This is a genomic window from Cetobacterium sp. 2G large, from assembly GCF_014250655.1.
GTDB classification, from domain to species: Bacteria; Fusobacteriota; Fusobacteriia; order Fusobacteriales; family Fusobacteriaceae; genus Cetobacterium_A; species Cetobacterium_A somerae.
Window position 1 is genome coordinate 535,119 of sequence record NZ_JACHTH010000005.1, and the last position, 22,479, is coordinate 557,597.

Here is a 22,479-nt window from a genome sequence, read left to right on the forward strand (position 1 = left end):
TTAAAATATCCTAAAGATAACTTTAGGATATTTTAATCTAGAAATACCTACATAAAACTTTCTACTAAAATAAAATTAGGAGGTATGTGATGGGGTTTATAGATTCATTATTATCACCGTTGAAAACAGCAGTTAGTGCATTGAATGGGTTTTTATGGGGTGATATAATATTATTTAATGTTGGTGAAGCAAATATTGGTTTAAGTTTATTAGTTTTAATGTTAATTCCTACAGGAATATATTATTGTATTAAAACTAGAATGTTATCTTTTAGATTATTTCCAGAGATGATAAGGATAGTTTTAAAAAGTAAGAATAAAGAGGATAAGGAAGCTATTTCTGGATTACAAGCTCTATTTATAGCTACAGCTTCTAGAGTGGGAATGGGGAATTTAGCTGGCGTAGTAGCTGCAGTGTCTTTTGGAGGACCTGGAGCAATATTTTGGATGTGGATAGCAGCTATAATAGGATCAAATACTGCATTCATAGAGAGTACATTAGCTCAAATTTATAAAGAAAAAGATCCTTTGTTTGGTGGGTGGAGAGGTGGACCAGCTTATTTTATGAATCGAATGGAGGTTATTGCTGAATCTAGAGAGGACGATCCATTTGAAAAAAAATTTGGAAAAAGACTCAGATGTTGTATCTAAAAATGGAAAAAGATACTATAAAAAATCTTCTAATTTTAGACTTTGTGGAATTTTATTTGCAATTTCTGGATTAATAACTTGGGTTGGAATAACACAAATAGTTTCTAACTCCGTTTCAGAATCATTTAATAATGCTTTTGGAATATCACCACTTTATACATCAATTGCAATGACAGCTTTAGGAGCAATAGTTTTATTTGGAAAAGGAAGAAAAGATAAAATAGCAGATGTTTTAAATAAATTAGTGCCAATAATGGCAATATTATATTTTTCTTTAACACTTTTTATATTGATTAAAAATATTGGTTCAGTTCCTGGAATGTTTTTAGAAATTTTTGAAGAGGCTTTTGGTGCTAGGCAAATAGTTGCAGGAGGATTTGGAGCAGTATTAATGCAGGGAGTAAAAAGAGGTTTGTTTTCAAATGAAGCTGGAAGTGGTTCAGCTCCATGTGCAGCGGCAGCAGCAGATGTAGATCATCCTGTAGAACAAGGGTTAATTCAAGCTTTAGGTGTTTTTATAGATACTTTAGTTGTTTGTAGTTGTACGGCATTTACAATGCTTTTAGCACCACAATCAATTAGAGATGGAAAAATGGGGATGGATTTACTTCAAAGTTGTATGGATTATCATATAGGAAGTATTGGAACACCTTTAGTTGCAGTAATATTATTCTTATTTAGTTTTAGTACATTTTTAGGAATATTATTCTATGCAAGATCTAATGTAGCATTTTTATTTGGTGATAAAATGAAGGCTCAAGATGCATATAAAATTTTAGCATTAATTATGATGTTTGTAGGTGGAATGGCTCAGTATCTGTTTGTATGGGAATTAGGAGACTTGGGAGTGGCATTAATGACAGTATTTAATATCATTGCAATAGTTCCAATGTCTAAAATAGCATTAGATTCTTTAGATGATTATGAAGAAATTTATATTAAAAATAATAAAACAGTATTATTAGAAAAAGAGTAAAGTAATACCTTAGATTAGAGTTTGGACTAATCTAAGGTATTTTTTATTGTAAAAATATGTAAAATTTGATATTCTATAATAAACAGTTTTTTATTTTAAGGGGGAATAGTATGTTTTTATCGCCAGGAGAAAAGATACTAAAATATAGAAAACATTATAAAATTAAACAAGAAGATATAACAGGGGATAAAGTTTCTAAGACATACTTAGGAATGGTTGAAAGTGGTCGAAAATCTTTAAGTAAAAAAATGAGTGTTATTTTTTATAAAAACTTAAAGAGAATAGTTGAAGAGTTAGGTGAAGAGCTTACAATAACTTATGAGAGCTTTATAGAAACTTCTGAAGAACAAGCTAAAAAATATTTAGATAAAGTTATAAAAGATAGAGAAATAAATAATAAATGGTTAGTTGAAGAAGGAATTTTAAAGGTGTCAAAAATAGATCAAATTAAATATATAATTGATTTAGCAGAGATGTACTTAAAACTAGAAAATACAAATGAAGCTAGAAGAATGTATAGTAAACTTTTTCAAAGAATTACAGAAATTAAAAAATATGAAAAAGAATTTGAAATTTTTATAAATTTATGTGCAAAACATGAAAAGTATGAGATAATATCTTTACTGTTTAATAAATATAAAGATGATATTTTAGCAAATCAAATTTTAAAGAGGAATGATAAAATATATTATCTATATCTGTTTTCACTTTATAAAGATAAAGAAAAAAACTATTTAAATATAGAGAATGAAATAAATGAGTATTTAAAAATTATAAAGAATAGAGTTATAAAAAATAATTGTCTGAATATTTTAGCAGAAATTTATATAGAGTCTGATATAGAAAAAGGAATTGAATTATATTTTTTAATTTTGAAAAAAGCAGTAACTTTAGAGGAAAAATTACATACGCTCTATAGCTTAGGAAAAATTTTAATTAATTCTAAAAAAAATAATGAGTTAAAAAATATTTATTTAAAATTAAATAAGATTTATGAAAAGAAAATTATTAAAAATAATGAAGAGAAATTTAAACTATTATATAACCTAGGGAAATTATCAGAGTACTTTGAGAAAAAAAATGAAAGTAGAACTTTTTATATAGAGGCACTTATAATTGGAAAAGGAATAGAAGTTCCTCTTAAAGAAGTAATAGATATAATTAATAGATTATTTAAAATGTTTGAAAAAAGTGATTATTACTCTTTAATTAGTATAGAAAAAGAGTATTTAAGAATATTAGAAAGTTATGAGGATTTTAAACCTGTAATAAAACTTTTTGAGTATTATTATAAAAACTATCCTCATAAAATGGAAGAGAAATTTAATTTATTTGGAAACTATTTGGAGTAAAATAGTAAGGAGAAAGGTAAAATGGTAAAAGTAGGAAAAAGACAAACAATGAAGATTAATAACTTCAGCAGCAAAGGAGCACATTTAGATGCAGGAACAGGAGACTCAAAAGATAATATTCTTCTGCCTAACAATGAGTTAGAGGGTAAAGTTTTAGATATTGGTGATGAGCTAGATGTAATGATATATAGAGACTCGGAAGATAGATTAACAGCAACTTTAAGAAAAACAGCTTTAACAGTTGGAACAATAGGAAAGCTGTATGTAACAGATACAAATGAAAAATTGGGAGCATTCTTAGATTGGGGACTAAAAAAAGAATTACTATTACCACATGCCCAAATGGTAGGAGAAGTTAAACCAGGAGATGAGGTTTTAGTTGGAATATATGAGGATAGTAAAGGAAGACTATCTGCGACAATGAAAATATATAGTTTTTTAATGCCAAATAAAGATTATCAAAAAAATGATTTTGTAGAAGGTACAGTATATAGAATTAATCCTGAAATTGGTGTTTTCGTAGCAGTGGACAATAGATATTTTGGATTAATTCCAAATAGTGAGTGTTTTAAAAAGTTCTATGTAGGTGAAGAGATTCAAGCTAGAGTTATCAGAGTTAGAGAGGATGGAAAGTTAGACTTAGCAATGAGAGAGTTAGCTTTTGTTCAGATGGATAAAGATGCAGAAAGTATTTTAGGAAAAATGAAGATATTAAAAACGCACTTTAGATTTAATGACGATAGTTCACCAGAAGCTATAAAAGAGTATTTTGGAATAAGTAAAAAAGCTTTTAAAAGAGCTATAGGAAAACTTTTAAAAGAGGGAAAAATTGAAAAAACTGAAGAAGGATTCTTTAGATTAAAATAAAAGGGGATTTTATGGAAGGGAAAACTATACAATCTATCCAAAGAGCAATAGATATAATGAACTGTTTTAATGAAAATGTGCATGAACTTTCATTAAAAGAGATTAGTGAAAAAGTTGGTTTAAGTAAAAGTACTGCACATGGAATTGTATCAACACTTTTAAAAAACTCGTATTTAGAGCAAAATGAAAAAAATAGCAACTATTCATTAGGACCAGCCTTTATAGAAAAAAGCTTTATTGTAAATGAGGATGTTTTAATAAAGAATATTGGGCATAAATATTTAGTAAAGATATCAGAAGAGTTTTCAGTGACCGTGAATTTATTTTTATTTAAGAGAGAGCATTTAAAATTAATTGATAGAGTACAATCTGACTCGATGTATTATACAATTAGTACATCGATAACTAAAATTCCTTTAAATGCATCAGCTTCTGGAAAGTTAGCATTAGCATATTCTAAAGATGTAAATATAGATAAAATATTTAGTAAAAATCTATTATATAAATATACAAATAGTACAATAATAGATAGAGAAACATTGATAGAAGAGATTTATAAAATTAGAGAAGATGGATATTCTTTAGAGCGATCAGAGGTTGAATTAGGAATTTATTGTATATCGGTTCCAATTTTTAAAGTTAATAATGTTTTTGTTGGAACAGCATCAATAATGGCAACAAGAGAAAAATTAATGAATATTTTACCTAAATTGGCACCAAAGATGGTTGCTATGAGTAAAAAAATATCGTTCGAATTAGGAGCACGAGAGGAGTGAAAACTCCTCTTTTTTATTTTCCTATTGACAAAAAAATAAAAATGGTATATTGTTAATATAACAATTTTTTATTGAAGAATGACGTTCGACAATGTAGAACAAAAAAGGGAGGATTTATGAACAACATGCTGGAAATTTTTGGACAATTTTGCTTTACAGAGGATAAATTAAAAAGCAGAATACCAGAATCGTATTTTAAAGAGTTTAAAAAAGTTCAAAATGGAGAGAAAGAGTTATCTATAGAACTTGCTGACTCAATAGCAAATGCAGTTAAAAATTGGGCTACTGAAAATGGAGCTACACATTTTACACATTGGTTTCAACCATTGACAGAATTGACTGCTGAAAAGCATGATTCGTTTATTTCTATGTCGTCTGATGGTACTTGTGTTTCGCAATTCTCTGGGAAGGAGCTTATAAAGGGTGAAGCTGATACATCATCATTTCCAAATGGAGGAGTTAGATCAACTTTTGAAGCAAGAGGATACACAGCGTGGGATTGTAAATCACCAATGTTTTTAAGAGGAGAGGGATTATCTAAATCATTATATATTCCAACAGCTTTTATTGGATATAACCAGATGGCATTAGATAAAAAAGTACCTTTATTAAGATCAATAGACTTTATATCAGAGCAAGCACTAAGATTAAAAAAGATACTAGACCCTAAATCAAATGTAACGTCAATAACAAACACTCTAGGATTAGAGCAAGAGTATTTTTTAATAGAGAAGAAATTTTGGGAAAAACGTCAAGATTTAATGCTTTCAGGTAGAACAATATTTGGATCTTTACCACCAAAAGGTCAAGAGTTAAATGATCATTACTACGGAAGTATAAAAGAAAAAGTTGAAAAAGTGATGAATGAGATAGATACGGAATTATGGAAAATAGGGATAATGGCAAAAACAAAACATAATGAAGTAGCTCCTAATCAGTTTGAGATTGCATTGATGTTTACAACAGCAAATGTAGCTGTTGATCAGAATCAATTGACTATGGATATAATAAAAAAGGTTGCAGATAGACATAAATTAAGTGCATTATTACATGAGAAACCATTTAAAGGAGTTAATGGTTCTGGAAAACATTGCAACTGGTCATTATCAACAAATTTGGGAGAAAACTTATTAGATCCATCTTCTTTATCAAAAAATAATCTTCAGTTTTTAGTATTTTTAACAGCAGTTTTAGAGGGAATTGATAGATATGAAGATGTCTTGAGAGCTTCTTGTGCGACTCCTGGAAATGACCATAGATTAGGTGGACACGAAGCACCTCCTGCAATAATTTCGGTTTTCATAGGGGAAGAGTTAGAAGAAATATTAAAAAATATAGGAAAAATAGTTCCTGTAAACGAAGCACAAGAAAATATGGAGTTTGGTGTAAAAAACTTTACAAAAATACCAAAAGATATATCAGATAGAAATAGAACATCACCTTTTGCATTTACAGGAAATAAATTTGAGTTTAGAATGCCAGGTTCAAGTGCATCGGCATCGACACCAACATTTATAATAAATACAATTATTGGAACTATAATAAAAGAGTATGCCGATTATTTAGAAGGAAGAGATTCTAAGAATTTAAAAAAGGATATAATCGAACTTATAAAAGATAGATACGAAAAGCATAAAAGAATTATATTCAATGGAAATGGTTATGATGAGAGTTGGAAAATTGAAGCAGAAAAAAGAGGGTTAAAAAATTTAAAAAATACACTAGAAGGATTGAGAATATATAAACAAGAAAATATAGTAGAGTTATTTAAAAATGCCAAGGTATTATCACCAGAAGAGCTAGAGGCAAGATATATGGTTTATTGTGAGCGTTATATTAAACAAGTTAATATCGAAGGAAGCTCAATGGTTAGAATAGCTAGAAATGAGATATATCCAGCTTTAATGGAGTATGCAGCTAAGATATCAAATAGTATCTTGTCATTAAGAGAAGTTTTAGGAGATGATGAGTTCTTAGTGGCTGATAAAGCTCATTTAGTAAAACTATTAGCTGGAAAAAATCGTTTGAAAGATTATTTAGCTCAATTAGAGTCACAACTTGTAGTAGCTAATGAAATTGAAGATTTATATGAAAAAGTAGTTTATTTAAATAAAGAAATAATTCCTTTGCTTAAATGTCTAAGAGATATTATTGATTTACTAGAGCATCAAGTTGAAAAGAAAGTTTGGCCTGTACCAACTTACGAAGATATGCTATTTAAATTATAATAAATAGAAAAGTCAGAGTTTTACTCTGACTTTTTTTAACTATATTGTGCTTTTAAATTATGTTTCTTTAAAACATGTTTAATCGCTTCTAAGGCAGCAATTGTACCATCTGATGTAGCTGTAGTAACTTGTCTAATATGTTTAGATCTAACGTCTCCAGCAGCATATATTCCTTCAATAGATGTATGCATAGCTTCATTAGTAATAATATAACCTTGCTCATCTAGAGATGCCACTTCACCATAAAGTTCTTTAAGTGATTTTGTTCCTAAGTATAAGAAAGCAAACTGAGTAGGATAAGTTTCATGAGTACCATTGATTTTAACAATAACCTCTTCAACAAATTCATCTCCCTTAATTTCAACTAGTTCACTTGAATAATACATTTTAACTTTTTCGTTGGCTTTTAATGTTTCCATAAGAGCCTTATCGCAACTATCATCACAGTTATCAGTTATAAACATATGAATCTCTTTTGAATACTTTGTTAAAAATAGAGCTTCTTCAGCAATTTCTTTACCTTTTCCAAAAAGAGAAACAGTCATATTTCTTGTAAAAGCGCCATCACAAGTTGCACAGTAAGAAACTCCTTTTCCTAGATACTTTTCTTCTCCAGGAAGTTTTTTAGATCCATTTTTTGCCCATCCACTTGCAATTATAACAGTTTTTCCTAGGAAATTTTCAATATCTGTTTTTACAATTTTATGCTCTCCAAATAAATCAAATGCTAAAAATGTAGCATTAACAAATTCAACATTGTATTTAAGTGTTTGCTCTTTCATTAGAGTATAGATATCTTTTCCAGTAGGTGATCCTAAAATACCAGGATAGTTTTCTATTTTATGGGCCATAAGAAGACTTCCAGTATTTGGCTTCTCAATAACTAAAACAGAAAGATTAGATCTTCCAGCATAAAGTGCTGCAGTCAGACCAGCTGGTCCAGCACCGATAATAACAACATCATAAACTTTGTTTTCCATATTAATTCCTCCTAAAACATTCCTTGGGATTTTAATACTCTTTTTTCCTCGCCTAAAATAGTAGGTTCAGTATGGGCGCTATACACTATAGTATCTTCTGGATAAGTTTCACAAATCTTTTTTAAACTTCTTTGTAATTGTGATAAGTTACCAGTAGGTAAATCATATCTACCATAACTTCTTCTGAATAGTGTATCCCCAGAAATCATAAAATTAGACTCTTTGTTATAAAAACATTTAGAACCAATTGTATGACCAGGAGTATCAATAACTTCAAAACCAAAAATAGAATCTCCCTCTTTTATAGGAGTAAAATCACCTGTATATGCAAAGTCATATCCTTGAATAGCATAAGATAAGTTTAAGGATGCATCAGTTAAAAATTTCTCTTCCTCTTTTCCAATATAAATGTGAACATTAGGAAAAAGATGTTTTATTTCATTTATTCCGCCAATATGATCACCATGACCATGAGTAAGAATAACATTTTTTAGAGTTAAATTGTGATCTTTTATAAAAGATACAATATTTTCTAATCTAGAATCACTACAATCAAAAAGAGAAGCTTCGTTGTTGTCATTCCAAACCAAATAGCAGTTCGTCATATAGCTTCCCAAAGGAAAGGCTTTAATTTTCATTAAAAATACCTCCAATATATTCTTTTTCATAATTATACATTATTTTAGTATTTTTTTCCATGAAAATATTTATAAAAACATCTTTAAAACTTCTTTTACCATCTCAATACGTTTTTCAATAGATGAGATAACTAAATATTCAGAAGCTTCATGAGAGTTTCCACCAACAGGTCCTACTCCGTCAAGAACTCCAACTCCGAGAATTCCTAAAAAATTAGCATCAGATCCACCACCAGTTTTTTCCCAATTAGAATCAATTTTTAATTGTTTTTTAACTATTTCAAATTTATCTAAAAGTTCCTTTGATAAAGGATTAAGAACTAAAGGAGGTCGATAACCAATCTCTTTTATTTCAACATTAATACCTTCAACATATGGATTTTCTTTTAATCTATTTAAGGTTTTTTCTATATTTTCAAAATGATTTATATCATGTGATCGCCCTTCAAATTTTATAATAGCTTTATCAGGTATTGTATTTACTCCAAATCCACCATTAATAATTCCAACGTTAATAGAGTTCCCTAATTCTAAATTTTGTAATTTTGAAATCTCTAAAACCCAATGAGATGCTTCAACAATAGCATTTATACCATTTTGAGGAGCTATTCCAGCATGAGTAGCTTTTCCATTAAAAGTAATTTCATACTTAATTAGCCCTTTTCTTTCTGAAACCATATTTCCATTTTTTCTAGCGGGTTCAAAAACTAGAGCATATTTTGTTTTTTTTCCCATTTCTGTAATTAATTCTCTAGATATTAAAGAGCTAATTTCCTCATCTGTATTTATTATTATACATATATTTAAAGAGCTATCTTTAAATTCTTTTGCAACCTCATACATAGATAAAAGTCCTGATTTCATATCATAAACTCCAGGCCCAGTTGCGATATCACCCTCTATTTTAAATGGTCTTTGAGCTGCAGTTCCTTCAGGAAATACAGTGTCATTGTGACCTATAAAAAGAAAATCAAAATTATCAACATCTCTATTTTTAATAACAAGAACAGGATTTATTCCATTAAGTTCATGATATTCAACAATCCAATCTTTATAAAGTTTTTGAAAAAAATTAGTTACAAATTGTAAACCCTCTGGAGTATTGCTTCCACAGTCTACATTAACAAGTATTTCTAAATTTTTTAAATAAGTATTTAAATCCATAAAAATCCTCCTTAAATTTTATATTAACCAAATAAAACCATGTTAGAGATGAGAAGTACAACAAGTCCAACTAACATAGGAAGAAAAGTTCTTCTAACAACTAAAAATGGAGAAACACCTGAAATACCACAAACAGCAACAATAACCGCAGTAATAGGTGAAACACTTCTTGCAATACCAGACGCAAGTTGCATAGGCATGGCAATAACAACAGGGTCAATATTAACAGATGCTGCAACAGTTGGTGCTAAAGCAGCAAAGGCAAAGAATGGAGCATTTCCAGAACCCATAATAACAGACGAAGCTGAAATAACCGCCGTCATAACTAAAATCATAGGTTGAACACCTAAGCCAGCATTTTTAGTCCAATCAATAATACTATTAATAACTCCAACTTTAGTTAAACCATAAGCAAAAAATTGACCAGCAACTATTAGAGTTATAACTGCAGCAAATTGTGAACCCATAGAGTTGAAAATTATTTTTAATTCACTAATAGTATTTTTAAAGGTTTTTTTTCTGATTCCTTCAATAACCATACTAACGATAATGCTTAAGAGCATAGCAACTTCAACATTCATTTTTATTGAACTTTTGAAAAGAGAGCTAAATGCTAAAATAACAACAAGTGGGATTATGGGAAAAATAGCATAGAAATTAGGAACATTACTATCCTCTTCATCTATAGAGCTTTTAGTTTTTACTCCAAAATCATCATAAGTTGAATTTTTATCTCCAATTTTTTGTACGAAATAATGCGTTATTGCAATTGCAATTATAACAAAAATAGCAACAGGAAGTTGGTATTTAACAAAATAAAGAGCAGCATCTAAATTTGCTGTTTTAGCAGCCAGAACAGAATTTCCAGATGCAGGCCCCAAATCTAAGCAAGCAGTAGTTCCAATAACAGCTGTTGCAGAAAGTGGACTAGCACCAAGAGAAACAAGAATAGGATAAACAGTAACCATTAATAAAACTCCTAAACCAGAAGCACTCGGAATAAAAATATTTAAAATTTGTCCAAGAATATAAGTAAGAGCTAGAACTAAATATGGTGAATTTAATTTTTTCATAGGTTTAGTTGTGATTTTAACTAGTGCTTTACTGGCTCCAATATGATCCATATATTTAGCAAATCCTCCAACAACCATAATAGTTAAACCAAGACCAGCAGTAGTTTTAGAAAAAGTATCTTTTAAATATTGAAAAATATCTAAAAAATTAGATCCTATTGAAGCTTTCTCATTAAGAATAGGAGTATCTTTTAAAAGAATAGCAGTACAAAGTAATAAAAAACCAGCTACAAATAAAACTCCTTGTGGATAAAACTTTTTTACAATAAAGTAACCGACAAAAAAAATAATAAAAAGTGTGATGAAAAAAATCATTGAGTAGTTTCCTCCTTCGATATTTAAAAGTCTAAATTTTTTTAACAAAAGTGTATAAAAATAGTGTTGTTAAAATAATTTAAGAACATTTTTCACTAATTATACATACTTTAATTAGAGGTGTCAATAAATGAAAAATATATATTATAAATGGTAATTATTTACCGCTAATTAATCAACTTTTGGTTAAGTTTTTATAAAAAGCTAAAAAATAAAAAAAAACAGTTGACTTGAATACTAGTGTAATACTATAATTTTAATTAAAAACTGTTCTTTAAACGAATTATAGTACTTATTTTCAGAACAAAAATTTTTGAAAAAATACTTTTAAAATGGAGGGATAAAATGAAGTATAGTTACTATCCAGGATGTACTTTAAAAACTAAAGCAACTAAATTGGAGAGTTATGCTTTAGAAGCAGCAAAAAAGCTAAATATTTCATTAGAAGAGATTGAAAATTGGCAATGCTGTGGGGGAGTATATCCTCAAAGTGATGGGGAAGTAGCACAAAAACTTTCATCTGTTAGAAGTTTAATATCAGCAAGAGATAAAGAAGAGAAACTTTTGACTCTTTGTTCAGCTTGTCACAATGTTATTAAAAGAGTTAATAACGATATTAAAACAAAAGAAAACGTAAGAAAGAAGGCTAATTTATATTTAGAAGTTGAAAATGAGTATAAGGGAGAAACTGAGGTAGTTCATTATTTAGAAATGTTAAAAAATGATGTAACTTTTGATATTTTAAAGGAAAAGGTTGAAAATTCATTAAATGGAAGAAGAATAGGGGCATATTATGGATGTCTTTTGTTAAGACCCCAAAAGGAGATGACGTTTGATAATCCAGAAAATCCAACTATAATAGAGGATTTTATAGAAGCGCTAGGAGGAAAAGCCATAAAATATCCATATAGAACTGAATGTTGTGGAGGGTATTTAGCTGTAAATAATAAAAAATTAGCTGAAAATATGAGTGATAAGATTATTAAATCAGCTGAATTAAGCGAAATAGAGGAAATAATAACTGCATGTCCTCTTTGTAAATATAATTTAGAAAAAAAAGATTCTAAAATTAAAGTCACATATTTTACAGAATTGTTAGCAGAAGCTTTAAATCTTAAAACAGAGGAGGAATAATGATTAGGGAGAAAAAAAATCCTAAAAAAAATTCAGAGGTTCAAAAAATAATTGAACTGAGTAAAGAAAAAATAGATGATTGTATGCAATGTGGAAAGTGTTCAGCAGGTTGTCCTGCAAATGCTGGAATGGATATTTTACCTCATCAAGTTATAAGATTTTTGCAAATTGGAGATGTAAAAAAATTAAGAGAATCAAAGTCTATTTGGAATTGTGCAGCTTGTTTTACTTGTGAATCGCGATGCCCAAGAGATGTAAGTGTTTCAAAATTAATGGAAGCAGTAAGACAAACAGTTGTTAGAAAACAAGGAGAGGATAGATTGACTCCTGAAGTTGTTTCAAAATTAATGAGAGATAGAGATATGCCACAACAAGCAGTTGTAAGTGGTTTTCGTAAATATAGTAAATAATTTTTTTTGTTAAGGGAGGAAAATCAGTGCGTAAAGTAGGGGTATTTGTTTGTTGGTGTGGAAGTAATATTGCTGGTACTGTCGATGTAGAAAAAGTAAGAGATGCAGTGAAAGATATGCCAGGGGTAGTACATTCAGTAGATTACCAATATATGTGCTCAGAGGTAGGTCAAAACTATTTAAAAGATGCTATAAAAGAAAAAGGATTAGATAGAATAGTCGTTGCTTCTTGTTCACCTAGAATGCATGAAGCAACATTTAGAAAAGCAGCAGAATCAGCTGGATTGAATCCATATTTAGTAGAGATAGCAAATATAAGAGAACACTGTTCTTGGGTTCACAAAGATAAGGAAGTAGGAACTGAAAAAGCCATATCCTTAACAAAGGCAGCCATAGCTAAAGCAACTTTAAATGAAAAATTAATAGCAGGAACTACTGCAGTTGAAAAAAGAGCTTTAGTAATAGGTGGAGGAATAGCAGGGATTCAGACAGCTTTGGATATTGCTGACGCAGGATACTTAGTTGATATAGTTGAGCAAGCTCCTACAATTGGAGGAAAAATGGCTCAAATAGATAAAACATTCCCTACATTAGATTGTTCGGCATGTATATTAACGCCAAAAATGGTTGATGCAGCAGCACATCCAAATATAACACTATATACATATAGTGAAGTAGAAAATGTAAGTGGGTTTGTAGGTAACTTTAATGTAGCTATAAAGAAAAAACCAAGATATGTAGATATGGATAAATGCACTGGATGTGGAGTTTGTATAGAGAAATGTCCATCTAAAAAAGGAAAAAGTGAATTTGAAGAGGGATTAGCCACAAGAACAGCAATTTATACTCCATTTGCTCAGTCTGTACCAAAAGTTCCAGTTATAGATAAGGAACAATGTTTAAAGTTCAAAACTGGAAAGTGTGGAGTATGCTCTATAGTTTGTGGAACTAAGGCTATAAAATTTGATCAAGAAGAGGAGATTATTAATCAAAAATATGGAGCTATAGTTTTAGCAACTGGATTTGACTTAATAAAATTAGATGAATTTGGAGAATATCATTATGATCATCCAGATGTTATAACAGGTCTTGAATTTGAAAGATTAACAAATGCAGCAGGACCTACAAAAGGAAAATTTGTAAAGCCTTCAAATGGAGAAAGACCAAAAAAAGTTGTTTTTGTTCAGTGCGTTGGCTCAAGAGATAAAAGTGAAAGAGGAAAATCATATTGCTCGAAGATATGTTGTATGTATACAGCCAAGCATGCTATGTTAATAAAAGATAAATATCCAGATACAGAAGTTTATGTATTTTATATAGATGTACGTACTCCTGGTAAGAATTTTGATGAATTCCAAAGAAGAGCTGTAGAAGAATACGGGGTTCACTATATAAAAGGAATGGTTGGAAAAGTTATGCCAGAAGGATCTAAACTAATGGTTCAAGCTGTAGATACGTTATCAGGAGTACCATTAGAAATAGATGCAGATATGGTAGTATTAGCCTCAGCAACATCAGCTAAGCCAGACGCAGTAGCATTAAAAAGAAAATTAAATATAAGTGGGGATTTAAATAACTTCTTTACGGAAGCTCACCCAAAGTTAAAACCTGTAGAAACAGCCTCAGCTGGAATATATTTAGCAGGAGCATGTCAAGGACCAAAAGATATACCTGAAACAGTAGCACAAGCTAGTGCGGCAGCAGCAAAAGCAATAATTTTATTAAGCAAAAAAGAGTTAACAAATAATGCCTGTGTGTCTAATGTAAATAAAAATATTTGTAGTGGATGTAAAGCTTGTTCGAAGATGTGTCCATATGATGCTATAAAAGTTAAAATGATGGATATATATGATCATGGGAAAGTTGTAAGAAAAGAAGTGGCTGAAGTGAATGAAGCTCTATGCCAAGGGTGTGGAGGATGTACTGTTTCTTGTCGTCCAGGTGCAATAGATTTAAAAGGATTTACAAATAAACAGATAATGGCGGAGGTAGACGCAATATGTCTTTAGAAATAAATAAAACAGAAGAGTTCAAACCTTTAATAGTTGCTTTTTGTTGCAACTGGTGTAGCTATGCAGGTGCAGATTTAGCAGGAACGAGTAGATTAAATTATCCAGCTAATGTAAAAATAATCCGTGTACCATGTTCATGTAGAGTTAATCCAAATTTTGTTCTTCGTGCTTTTCAAAAAGGAGCAGATGGAGTTGTAATGGCAGGATGTCATCCAGGGGATTGTCATTATTCAACAGGAAATTATTATACAAGAAGACGTTTCTCGGTTTTTACTAATCTTCTTCAATTTATGGGAGTAGAGAAAGATAGATTTAAAGTTGATTGGATATCAGCAGCAGAAGCAAATAAATTTTCTACAGTTATGAATGATATTTTAGAAAAAGTTCATAAATTAGGACCAAACAGAAAGTTGAGGGATATGAGATGGGAAAGATAGAGATATTATTAGAAGCAAAAGAGGATTTAATAGCAAAAAAAATAGATGTGATAATAGGTTGGAAAAAAGAGGATAATTCTATTGAATCGATTCCAACTTTCGTAGAGAATTTAGAAGAGTTTGAAACACTTATAATTGATGATTACTGTGTAAATAATTTATCTAAATATTTAATAGATGAAGCAAATAACGGAAGAAAAGTAGGGGTTTTCTTAAAAAAATGTGATGAAAAAGGTTTTGAGCAAATTGTAATGGATAATAGAATAGTTAAAGAAAATATTGTTACTTATAAAATATCTTGTAATGGAATGAAGAATTTTATGACGAATGAGATATTTAGAAAATGTGAAGAATGTTTAGATGAAACGATAGATAAATATTCTGATGTCAAAGAGATAGAAGAGATGAGTTATGATGAAAGATATGAGTATTGGATGGGAGAGATGTCTAAATGTATTAGATGTAATGCCTGTAGAAATATTTGTCCTGCTTGTAATTGTGAAACTTGTGTTTTTGAGAATAAAAATGAAGATGTTCTAGGAAAAGCTAATAATGAAAGTGAAACAGGATTCTATCAAATTATAAGAGCTTATCATGTAGCAGGAAGATGTTCTGACTGTGGTGAGTGTGAAAGAATTTGTCCAGTCGGAATTCCTTTAGGAAAGATAAATAGAAAAATAATAAAGGATTTAGGTGAACTTTATGGTGCTGAAGAAGATACGTTATCAAACTATAATATAGAGGATAAAGATAGTTTCACAGAGAAAAAGGGAGGGAAATAATGAAAAAGTTATCTAAAAAAAATTTAAATGCCCTTTGGGAAATTATAAATGAAGAGTATAACTTATTTCTTCCTAAAAAAGATAGAGGGATACTAAAGTTTAAAAATTTTATAGAGGAGGGAGAAGTAGATTTAGAAACTTTAAAAACAACAGTCCCTTTAAAAAACTTTGTATTTCCTCAAAATGAAACATATTTAAAATTTAAGACAGAGAATAAAAAAATAAAATTTAAAGTAGAAGGGGTTTCAGAAGAAAAATATGTAATTTTTGGTGCTAGACCTTGCGATATTAAATCATTAGAAATATTAGATAATATTTTTTTAAGAGAACCAGTTGATACGTATTATAAGGCTCATAGAGATAGAGGTATTATAATATCTTTAGCTTGTAACACTATTGAAAGTAGTTGTTTTTGCGAAATTTTTGGAATAGAGCCAACATCAATTTTTAAATCTACAGATATATCCCTAGTTGATTGTGGGGACTTCTATTATTGGAATGAAGTAACTGAAGAGGGTAAGATATTAACAGAAAAGCTTAAAAATATTTTAGAAAACATAGAAGAAGTAGATAAAGAGTTACATGAAAATAGGAAAGAGATTATCAAAAAAAAATCAGAAGAAAATATTTTGAATAGTTTAGAAATAAATAAGATTGGAGAGCTAAAAGAAGTTTTTGAAAATGAAAAAGTATGGAAAGAGTTGTCAAGAAGATGTTTAGCTTGTGGATCGTGTACATATGTTTGTCCAACTTGTCACTGTTATGATGTAAAAGATTATGCTGGAAATAATAGTGGTGAAAGATTTAGATGTTGGGATTCGTGTATGTATTCAGAATTTACTTTAATGGCACATGGAAACCCTAGAACAACTCAAATGCAAAGAGTAAGACAGAGGTTTATGCATAAATTAGTATATTATCCAAATAATCACGATGGAATTTATTCTTGTGTTGGATGTGGAAGATGTATAGAAAAGTGCCCGGTGCATATTGATATAGTAAAAGTAATAAAAAAATTGGCGGTGAATAAATAATGGCTTGTACATGTCATGAAAAGGACCCATTGGTTCCACAAATAGCAAAATTAGAATTTGTAAGAAGAGATACACCAGATGTAACAACATTTAGAATAGTATCAGAGAATGGAAAGGCACCTTTTGAGTTTAAACCTGGGCAGTGTGCAATGATATCTGTACCACCTCTAGGGGAAGCTATTTTTTCAATAACGTCATCTCCAACTGAAGAGGGATATATAGAGTGTAGTATAAAAAAATGTGGTGTTGTAACAGATTATTTACATACATTAGAAGCAGGAGACGAAATTGGAATAAGAGGACCATACGGAAATAATTTTCCTGTGGAATTACTAAAAGGAAAAGACTTATTATTTATAGGTGGAGGAATTGGATTGGCACCTTTAAGATCGGTTATAAATTATGTTATGGATAGAAGAGATGAATTTGGAAAAGTTGATATAGTTTATGGTGCTAGAACACCAGAAGACTTAGTTCATCCAAAAGATATATTTGAAGTTTGGCCAAAATCGGAAAATACAGATGTATACTTAACAGTTGATAAAGAGGCAGAAAATTGGAATGGACATGTTGGTTTTGTTCCAAGTTATATAAAAGAATTAGAGTTTAATACTAATAAGGTAGCTCTTGTTTGTGGTCCTCCAATAATGATTAAATATGTTCTTCAAGGACTTGAAGAGTTGGGATTTAAAAAAGAGCAGGTTTATACAACTTTAGAATTAAAAATGAAGTGTGGATTTGGAAAATGTGGACGTTGTAATATAGGGGATAAATATGTATGTAAAGATGGACCTGTATTTAGATGTGATGAAATAACAGAGCTTCCAGACGAATATTAATCTTTATTAGGAGGAGAATAAGAAAGTGACAGATAAAAAAATGGTGGATATATATATATTGGGTAAAAAATACACAGTACCGAATACGTTAACAATAATGGAATCAATGGAATATGCTGGTTATCAGTTAAAAAGAGGTTGTGGATGCAGATCTGGATTTTGTGGTGCATGTGCAACAGTTTATAGAGTAAAAGGGAATAAGGAAATGAAAGTTGTTTTAGCTTGCCAAAGTAAGGTTGAAGACAATATGTATCTGACTCAGATTCCATTTTTCCCAGGAGATAAAGGGATATATAATATAGATAAATTAGATTCTACAGCAGATTCTATTGCGAAATATTATCCTGAAATTTATAAGTGTATTGGATGTAATTCTTGTACAAAAGGGTGTTCACAAGGTTTGGATGTAATGCAGTATATTGGTTACGCTCAAAGAGGAGAATTAGAAAAGTGTGCTCATACATCTTTTGATTGTGTGTCTTGTGGAATATGTGCAACTAGATGTCCAGCTGGAATAACTCATTATAATGTTGGACTTTTAGCACGTAGATTAACAGGAAAATATATTTCAGCTGAAACAAAGCACTTGAATGATAGAGTAAAGGAAATAGAAGATGGAGAGCATGATTTAGCTTTAGAGGAGCTTATGAAAAAAGATATATCAGAATTAAAAAATTTATATAATAATAGAGATATCACAAAATAGAAATTTGGAGGAGAGTTAATGTATACACCAGAAATGAGAGAGTTAATAAAGAAAGTTGAAGCAACTCGTGCTCAAAGAATAGCTCAAGGGGATTTCCCAAGAATGACTGCAGATGAGAAAACTGATGTTTTAAAAGAAAATCATCCAGATTATATAGAAGAAGGATTTGTTGAAATAAAAATTGGACCTAATAAAGGAGATAAGGTGCCAACTGAATTGGGATTATTACTTCATGGAAAAAGTAGAATAGAAAATATAGACATAGATTTAAACAAAATTGATTATGAAACAGATGTACTTATTATTGGTGGTGGTGGTGCAGGCGCAGCAGCAGCCTTAGAAGCACATAAAGTAGGGGCAAAAGTATTAATAGCTACAAAATTACGTTTTGGAGATGCAAATACAATGATGGCAGAGGGAGGAATTCAAGCGGCAGATAAACCAGATGATTCTCCAGCGAAACATTATTTAGATGTAATGGGGGGAGGACACTATTCAAATGTTCCAGAATTAGCAGCGGCTTTAGTGAAGGATGCACCTTTAGCGATAAAGTGGTTAGATAATTTGGGGGTTATGTTTGATAAAGAAAAAGATGGAACTATGGTAACTACACATGGTGGAGGAACATCTAGAAAAAGAATGCATGCAGCAGCAGATTATTCTGGAGCAGAAATAATGCGTGTGTTAAGAGATGAAGTTCAAAATCAAGAGATTGAAGTTTTAGAATTTTCACCAGCAGTTGAATTAGTTTTAGATGAGGAGAGAAAAGTTGCAGGAGCAGTTTTATATAATATTGAAACAGAGGAATATCATGTAGCAAAAGCTAAAACAGTTATATTAGCAACAGGTGGAGCAGGAAGATTACACTATCAAGGGTTTCCAACATCAAATCATTATGGTGCAACAGCAGATGGTTTAGTATTAGGATATAGAGCAGGAGCAAAATTAGCATTTGCAGATACAATCCAGTATCATCCTACAGGTGTAGCTTTTCCAGCTCAAATATTTGGAGCGTTAGTTACAGAAAAAGTTCGTAGTTTAGGAGCAACACCACTAAATATAGATGGAGAACAGTTTGTATATCATTTAGAAACAAGAGATGTGGAAGCATCTGCAATAATAAGAGAGTGTAATAAAAAAAATAAAGGTATTGAAGCTCCAAATGGAGTTAAAGGTGTTTGGTTAGATACACCTTTAATTGAAATTTTAAATGGTCCTGGAACAATAGAAAAGAGAGTTCCAGCAATGTTAAGAATGTATCAAAAATTTGGAATAGATATGAGAAAAGAACCGATTTTAATTTATCCAACACTTCATTATCAAAATGGAGGGTTGCTAATAGATGAAAATGGAGCTACAGAAATTAAAAACCTATATGTTGCAGGAGAAGCAGCAGGAGGAATTCATGGAAAAAATAGGTTGATGGGGAATTCACTTTTAGATATAATAGTCTTTGGAAGAAGGGCGGGAAAAGCAGCAGGAAGTATCTCTAAAGATGTTGAAATTACAAACCTAACATTAAATCATGTTGAAAAGTATCACAAAATGTTAAAAAAGGAAAATATTCAACTAAGTAGTATATCTCCTATGTTATTACCAAATTATACGCATAGAGGGAAGTAAATATGGGAAAAGAATACGATGAAACCTTAAATAAGAGTCTAAAAATATCTATTTCTGTTTTCTGGTGTGTTTTTTTATTAAAAGTGTTATTTAATGTAAATCCATTTTATGCTGCTATAGCAGCAGTATCTTGCTTACAAGGGACAATAAAAGATTCTTTTAAAGTTGGCGTAGAAAGAGTAATCGGAACTATCTTTGGTGGTGTAGTAGGATTATTTGCAATCTACTTTATAACAACAGAAGCTAATGATTTTAAAGGAAGTTTAATAATGGCTTTATCCATGATTATAATAATTTTTGGATGTACTTATATTTTGAAGAAGCCAGCATCAAGCACTATAGCATGTATTGTTTTCTTAGGTATAGCAACTAATATGGAAGGGAGAGATCCTTACTTTTGGGCTGGAAAAAGAATTCTAACCACTATAGTAGGAGTTATTATAGCTTTGGTTTGGAATTGGATATTAAGTGGTGAGTACAAAAGTTTTAAAAAAAGAAAAAGAGTTTAAAAAAAGTAGGATTATTACAATCCTACTTTTTAATTAATTATTTACGAACAAGACCAATTCCATCTCCAAAGGGAAGTAAAACGAAATTGTGATTTTTAGAAAGATAAGTTATGAACTCATCAAGTCTTCTTACAATTGTTTTAAATCTTTTTGGATATTCTTTATAAAGATAACCTCTAAACATTATATTATCAATAAAAATCATTCCATCATCAGCGAGTCTCTCAAAAGAATCAGTGAAAAATTCCATATAGTGTCCCTTAGAAGCATCTATAAAAATAAAGTCAAACTTTTCATTAAGTTTTTTAACTTCCTCAACACCATCTCCTAAAATCAGATTAACTGAATTTAAAAGCTCTCCTTTCTTAAAGTTTTCAAGAGCTTGATTATATCTAATTTCATCAATTTCGATAGTTGTTAATTTACCACCATTTTTTTTTGCAACTCTTCCCATAATAGTTCCAGAGTATCCAATAGCAGTTCCTATTTCAAGTATATTTTTAAAATTGTGACTAGAAGTTAAAAATTCAAGATATTTAGCAACTTCTTTTGTAACAATAGGTACATTATTTTCAATTGCAAAGGCTTCCATCTCTAAGATTAAAGGATCCTTTTCCTCTATTTTGCTAACAACATATTCATTAGCTTCTTTTAATTCGTCTAACATTATTCAAAATCCTTTCTTAGTTTAATAATATAAAAATTATCTAAAATTTCTTCAGTATAATCAATTAAGAAACCTCCAATTGAATCAAAATGTCCGTTTACATTTTGAGGAAGGTCAAATTTTAAAACAGAGAAATTTTTATGATTATTTAAAAATTTAATGATATTATCTGTATTTTCTTCAGAAAATATAGTACAAGTACTATATACAAGTTCTCCACCAACTTTTAATGAGAAAGCTGCAGAATCAAGGATTTCATACTGTAGTGTAGATAATTCATGAACGTTATTCATATTTTTATTATATAGTGCTTCAGGTTTTTTTCTAAGAACACCATATCCACTACATGGAGCATCTACAAGAATTTTATCAAATTTTTGCCCCTGCTCTTTAAGTTTACGAGCATCTAATTTAATTGGTTTTACATTACTAAGTCCTAGTTTATGTAAGTTTTCTTCTATTATTTTTATTTTATGCTGATGAATATCAAGAGCAAAAATTTCTCCAGTATTATTCATAAGTTCCCCTAAAACCGCTGTTTTACTTCCAGGAGCACTGCATGTATCTACAACTTTTTCTCCAGGTAAAGGATTTAGAATTTTTGCAGCTAAATATGAAGAGCCATCTTGAGCAATGATTTTTCCATCTTTAAATTCAGGTGTATGTAATATAACTCCTGAATCAACATAATAAATAGTATCAACTTTTTTAATAATGTCAATTTTTAACTCTTTTAAAAGAGTTTCAAACTCTTTTTCAGAGTATTTTAAAGTATTTACTCTAATACTCATGTATGGAACTTTTTTTAATGATATTAAAACTTGTTCAGTAGAATCTCCATACTCTTTTTTTATTTTCTCATAAAACCATCTAGGATAAGAGTATAAAATATCAAGTTTATCCTCGTCTTTTAATTTTTTTATTTCATCTTCTTTATCTCTTAAATAACTTCTGATAACTCCATTAACAAACTTACTAACGGGTATTCCGAATTTATTTTTAGTTAATTCAGTTGCTTCCCATGCAATACCTTTGTCGTCGCTATTCATAAAAGTAGCTTGATAGATAGAGATTTTTAATAAATTTTTAATCCAATTTTTTTTAATAGCTTTAGTTCTTTTTTCTAATTGGTAATTTAAATAAATATCATTTCTAATGACTCCATAGAAAACTTCAGTTATAAAACCACGCTCTCCTTTACTTAAATTATTTTTTGAAAAGTATTCATTTAAAAGAATATTTGAATATTTTCCTTTTTCAAATTCACTTAATAAACCAATAATTCTTTGTTTTATATTCAATATAAC

At 29.8% G+C, this 22,479-nt stretch carries 22 protein-coding genes; 16 read left to right on the top strand and 6 right to left on the bottom strand.

Features of this window, described 5'->3' with window-relative positions; all coding sequences use genetic code 11:
• The first annotated feature begins 89 nt into the window (after window positions 1-89).
• From H5J23_RS14210 to H5J23_RS05415, 6 genes are all read left to right on the top strand, one after another.
• Window positions 90-650 carry an alanine:cation symporter family protein gene (locus tag H5J23_RS14210; protein WP_185891242.1) on the top strand — a complete coding sequence of 187 codons (561 nt, stop codon included), beginning with the start codon at window positions 90-92 and terminating at the stop codon, window positions 648-650.
• Complete coding sequence (locus H5J23_RS05395) at window positions 610-1,626, top strand: alanine:cation symporter family protein (RefSeq protein ID WP_255494354.1); 1,017 nt, start codon at window positions 610-612, stop codon at window positions 1,624-1,626. The genes H5J23_RS14210 and H5J23_RS05395 overlap by 41 nt, the downstream gene beginning before the upstream one ends.
• Window positions 1,627-1,736: 110 nt before the next feature.
• A complete protein-coding gene (locus H5J23_RS05400; RefSeq protein WP_185891243.1) occupies window positions 1,737-2,978 on the top strand; it encodes a hypothetical protein in 1,242 nt (413 codons plus the stop codon).
• Between the two features lie 21 nt (window positions 2,979-2,999).
• Window positions 3,000-3,845, top strand: a complete 846-nt coding sequence (locus H5J23_RS05405; RefSeq protein WP_023049783.1) for a S1 RNA-binding domain-containing protein — start codon at window positions 3,000-3,002, stop codon at window positions 3,843-3,845.
• 11 nt (window positions 3,846-3,856) lie between these two features.
• Window positions 3,857-4,621: an IclR family transcriptional regulator gene (locus H5J23_RS05410; protein ID WP_023049784.1), complete on the top strand. Its 765-nt coding sequence runs from the start codon at window positions 3,857-3,859 to the stop codon at window positions 4,619-4,621.
• 116 nt (window positions 4,622-4,737) lie between these two features.
• Window positions 4,738-6,849, top strand: coding sequence for a glutamine synthetase III (locus H5J23_RS05415; protein ID WP_040406036.1), 2,112 nt, complete (start codon window positions 4,738-4,740; stop codon window positions 6,847-6,849).
• Between the two features lie 35 nt (window positions 6,850-6,884).
• Here the strand turns inward: H5J23_RS05415 and H5J23_RS05420 are convergent, their stop codons facing one another.
• The 4 genes from H5J23_RS05420 to dcuC form a co-directional block, all read right to left on the bottom strand.
• On the bottom strand, window positions 6,885-7,829 hold the full coding sequence (locus tag H5J23_RS05420) for an NAD(P)/FAD-dependent oxidoreductase (protein WP_023049786.1): 945 nt from the start codon (window positions 7,827-7,829) through the stop codon (window positions 6,885-6,887).
• Between the two features lie 11 nt (window positions 7,830-7,840).
• Complete coding sequence (locus tag H5J23_RS05425; RefSeq protein ID WP_023049787.1) at window positions 7,841-8,467, bottom strand: MBL fold metallo-hydrolase; 627 nt, start codon at window positions 8,465-8,467, stop codon at window positions 7,841-7,843.
• Window positions 8,468-8,536: 69 nt separating this feature from the next.
• Window positions 8,537-9,631: a M20 family metallopeptidase gene (locus H5J23_RS05430; protein WP_185891245.1), complete on the bottom strand. Its 1,095-nt coding sequence runs from the start codon at window positions 9,629-9,631 to the stop codon at window positions 8,537-8,539.
• A 23-nt stretch (window positions 9,632-9,654) separates the two neighbouring features.
• Window positions 9,655-11,019, bottom strand: a complete 1,365-nt coding sequence (gene dcuC / locus H5J23_RS05435) for a C4-dicarboxylate transporter DcuC (RefSeq protein ID WP_185891247.1) — start codon at window positions 11,017-11,019, stop codon at window positions 9,655-9,657.
• 345 nt (window positions 11,020-11,364) lie between these two features.
• Here dcuC and H5J23_RS05440 point away from each other — a divergent pair, with 345 nt between their 5' ends.
• From H5J23_RS05440 to H5J23_RS05485, 10 genes are read left to right on the top strand one after another with little or no spacing between them, the layout of a single operon-like run.
• Window positions 11,365-12,153: a CoB--CoM heterodisulfide reductase iron-sulfur subunit B family protein gene (locus tag H5J23_RS05440; RefSeq protein WP_023049790.1), complete on the top strand. Its 789-nt coding sequence runs from the start codon at window positions 11,365-11,367 to the stop codon at window positions 12,151-12,153.
• Window positions 12,153-12,563, top strand: a complete 411-nt coding sequence (locus H5J23_RS05445) for a 4Fe-4S dicluster domain-containing protein (RefSeq protein ID WP_023049791.1) — start codon at window positions 12,153-12,155, stop codon at window positions 12,561-12,563. Before H5J23_RS05440 ends, H5J23_RS05445 begins: the two co-directional genes overlap by 1 nt.
• A 26-nt stretch (window positions 12,564-12,589) precedes the next feature.
• Window positions 12,590-14,572 carry a CoB--CoM heterodisulfide reductase iron-sulfur subunit A family protein gene (locus H5J23_RS05450; protein WP_185891249.1) on the top strand — a complete coding sequence of 661 codons (1,983 nt, stop codon included), beginning with the start codon at window positions 12,590-12,592 and terminating at the stop codon, window positions 14,570-14,572.
• Window positions 14,563-15,012 carry a hydrogenase iron-sulfur subunit gene (locus tag H5J23_RS05455; RefSeq protein ID WP_023049793.1) on the top strand — a complete coding sequence of 150 codons (450 nt, stop codon included), beginning with the start codon at window positions 14,563-14,565 and terminating at the stop codon, window positions 15,010-15,012. Before H5J23_RS05450 ends, H5J23_RS05455 begins: the two co-directional genes overlap by 10 nt.
• On the top strand, window positions 15,000-15,794 hold the full coding sequence (locus H5J23_RS05460) for a 4Fe-4S dicluster domain-containing protein (protein WP_185891250.1): 795 nt from the start codon (window positions 15,000-15,002) through the stop codon (window positions 15,792-15,794). The genes H5J23_RS05455 and H5J23_RS05460 overlap by 13 nt, the downstream gene beginning before the upstream one ends.
• The gene (locus H5J23_RS05465; RefSeq protein ID WP_023049795.1) at window positions 15,794-16,828 is read left to right on the top strand and encodes a 4Fe-4S dicluster domain-containing protein; all 1,035 of its coding nucleotides are present in this window, start codon (window positions 15,794-15,796) and stop codon (window positions 16,826-16,828) included. Before H5J23_RS05460 ends, H5J23_RS05465 begins: the two co-directional genes overlap by 1 nt.
• Window positions 16,828-17,667, top strand: a complete 840-nt coding sequence (locus tag H5J23_RS05470; RefSeq protein ID WP_023049796.1) for an FAD/NAD(P)-binding protein — start codon at window positions 16,828-16,830, stop codon at window positions 17,665-17,667. Before H5J23_RS05465 ends, H5J23_RS05470 begins: the two co-directional genes overlap by 1 nt.
• Window positions 17,668-17,692: 25 nt before the next feature.
• Window positions 17,693-18,373: a 4Fe-4S dicluster domain-containing protein gene (locus H5J23_RS05475; protein ID WP_023049797.1), complete on the top strand. Its 681-nt coding sequence runs from the start codon at window positions 17,693-17,695 to the stop codon at window positions 18,371-18,373.
• A gap of 18 nt (window positions 18,374-18,391) precedes the next feature.
• The gene (locus tag H5J23_RS05480) at window positions 18,392-19,996 is read left to right on the top strand and encodes an FAD-dependent oxidoreductase (RefSeq protein WP_185891252.1); all 1,605 of its coding nucleotides are present in this window, start codon (window positions 18,392-18,394) and stop codon (window positions 19,994-19,996) included.
• Between the two features lie 2 nt (window positions 19,997-19,998).
• Window positions 19,999-20,505: an aromatic acid exporter family protein gene (locus tag H5J23_RS05485; protein ID WP_023049799.1), complete on the top strand. Its 507-nt coding sequence runs from the start codon at window positions 19,999-20,001 to the stop codon at window positions 20,503-20,505.
• A gap of 37 nt (window positions 20,506-20,542) precedes the next feature.
• On the opposite strand, the gene H5J23_RS05490 is transcribed toward H5J23_RS05485, so the two are convergent.
• Window positions 20,543-21,172: an O-methyltransferase gene (locus H5J23_RS05490; RefSeq protein WP_023049800.1), complete on the bottom strand. Its 630-nt coding sequence runs from the start codon at window positions 21,170-21,172 to the stop codon at window positions 20,543-20,545.
• Window positions 21,172-22,473: a 16S rRNA (cytosine(967)-C(5))-methyltransferase RsmB gene (gene rsmB / locus H5J23_RS05495; protein ID WP_023049801.1), complete on the bottom strand. Its 1,302-nt coding sequence runs from the start codon at window positions 22,471-22,473 to the stop codon at window positions 21,172-21,174. Before rsmB ends, H5J23_RS05490 begins: the two co-directional genes overlap by 1 nt.
• Window positions 22,474-22,479 lie beyond the last annotated feature (6 nt).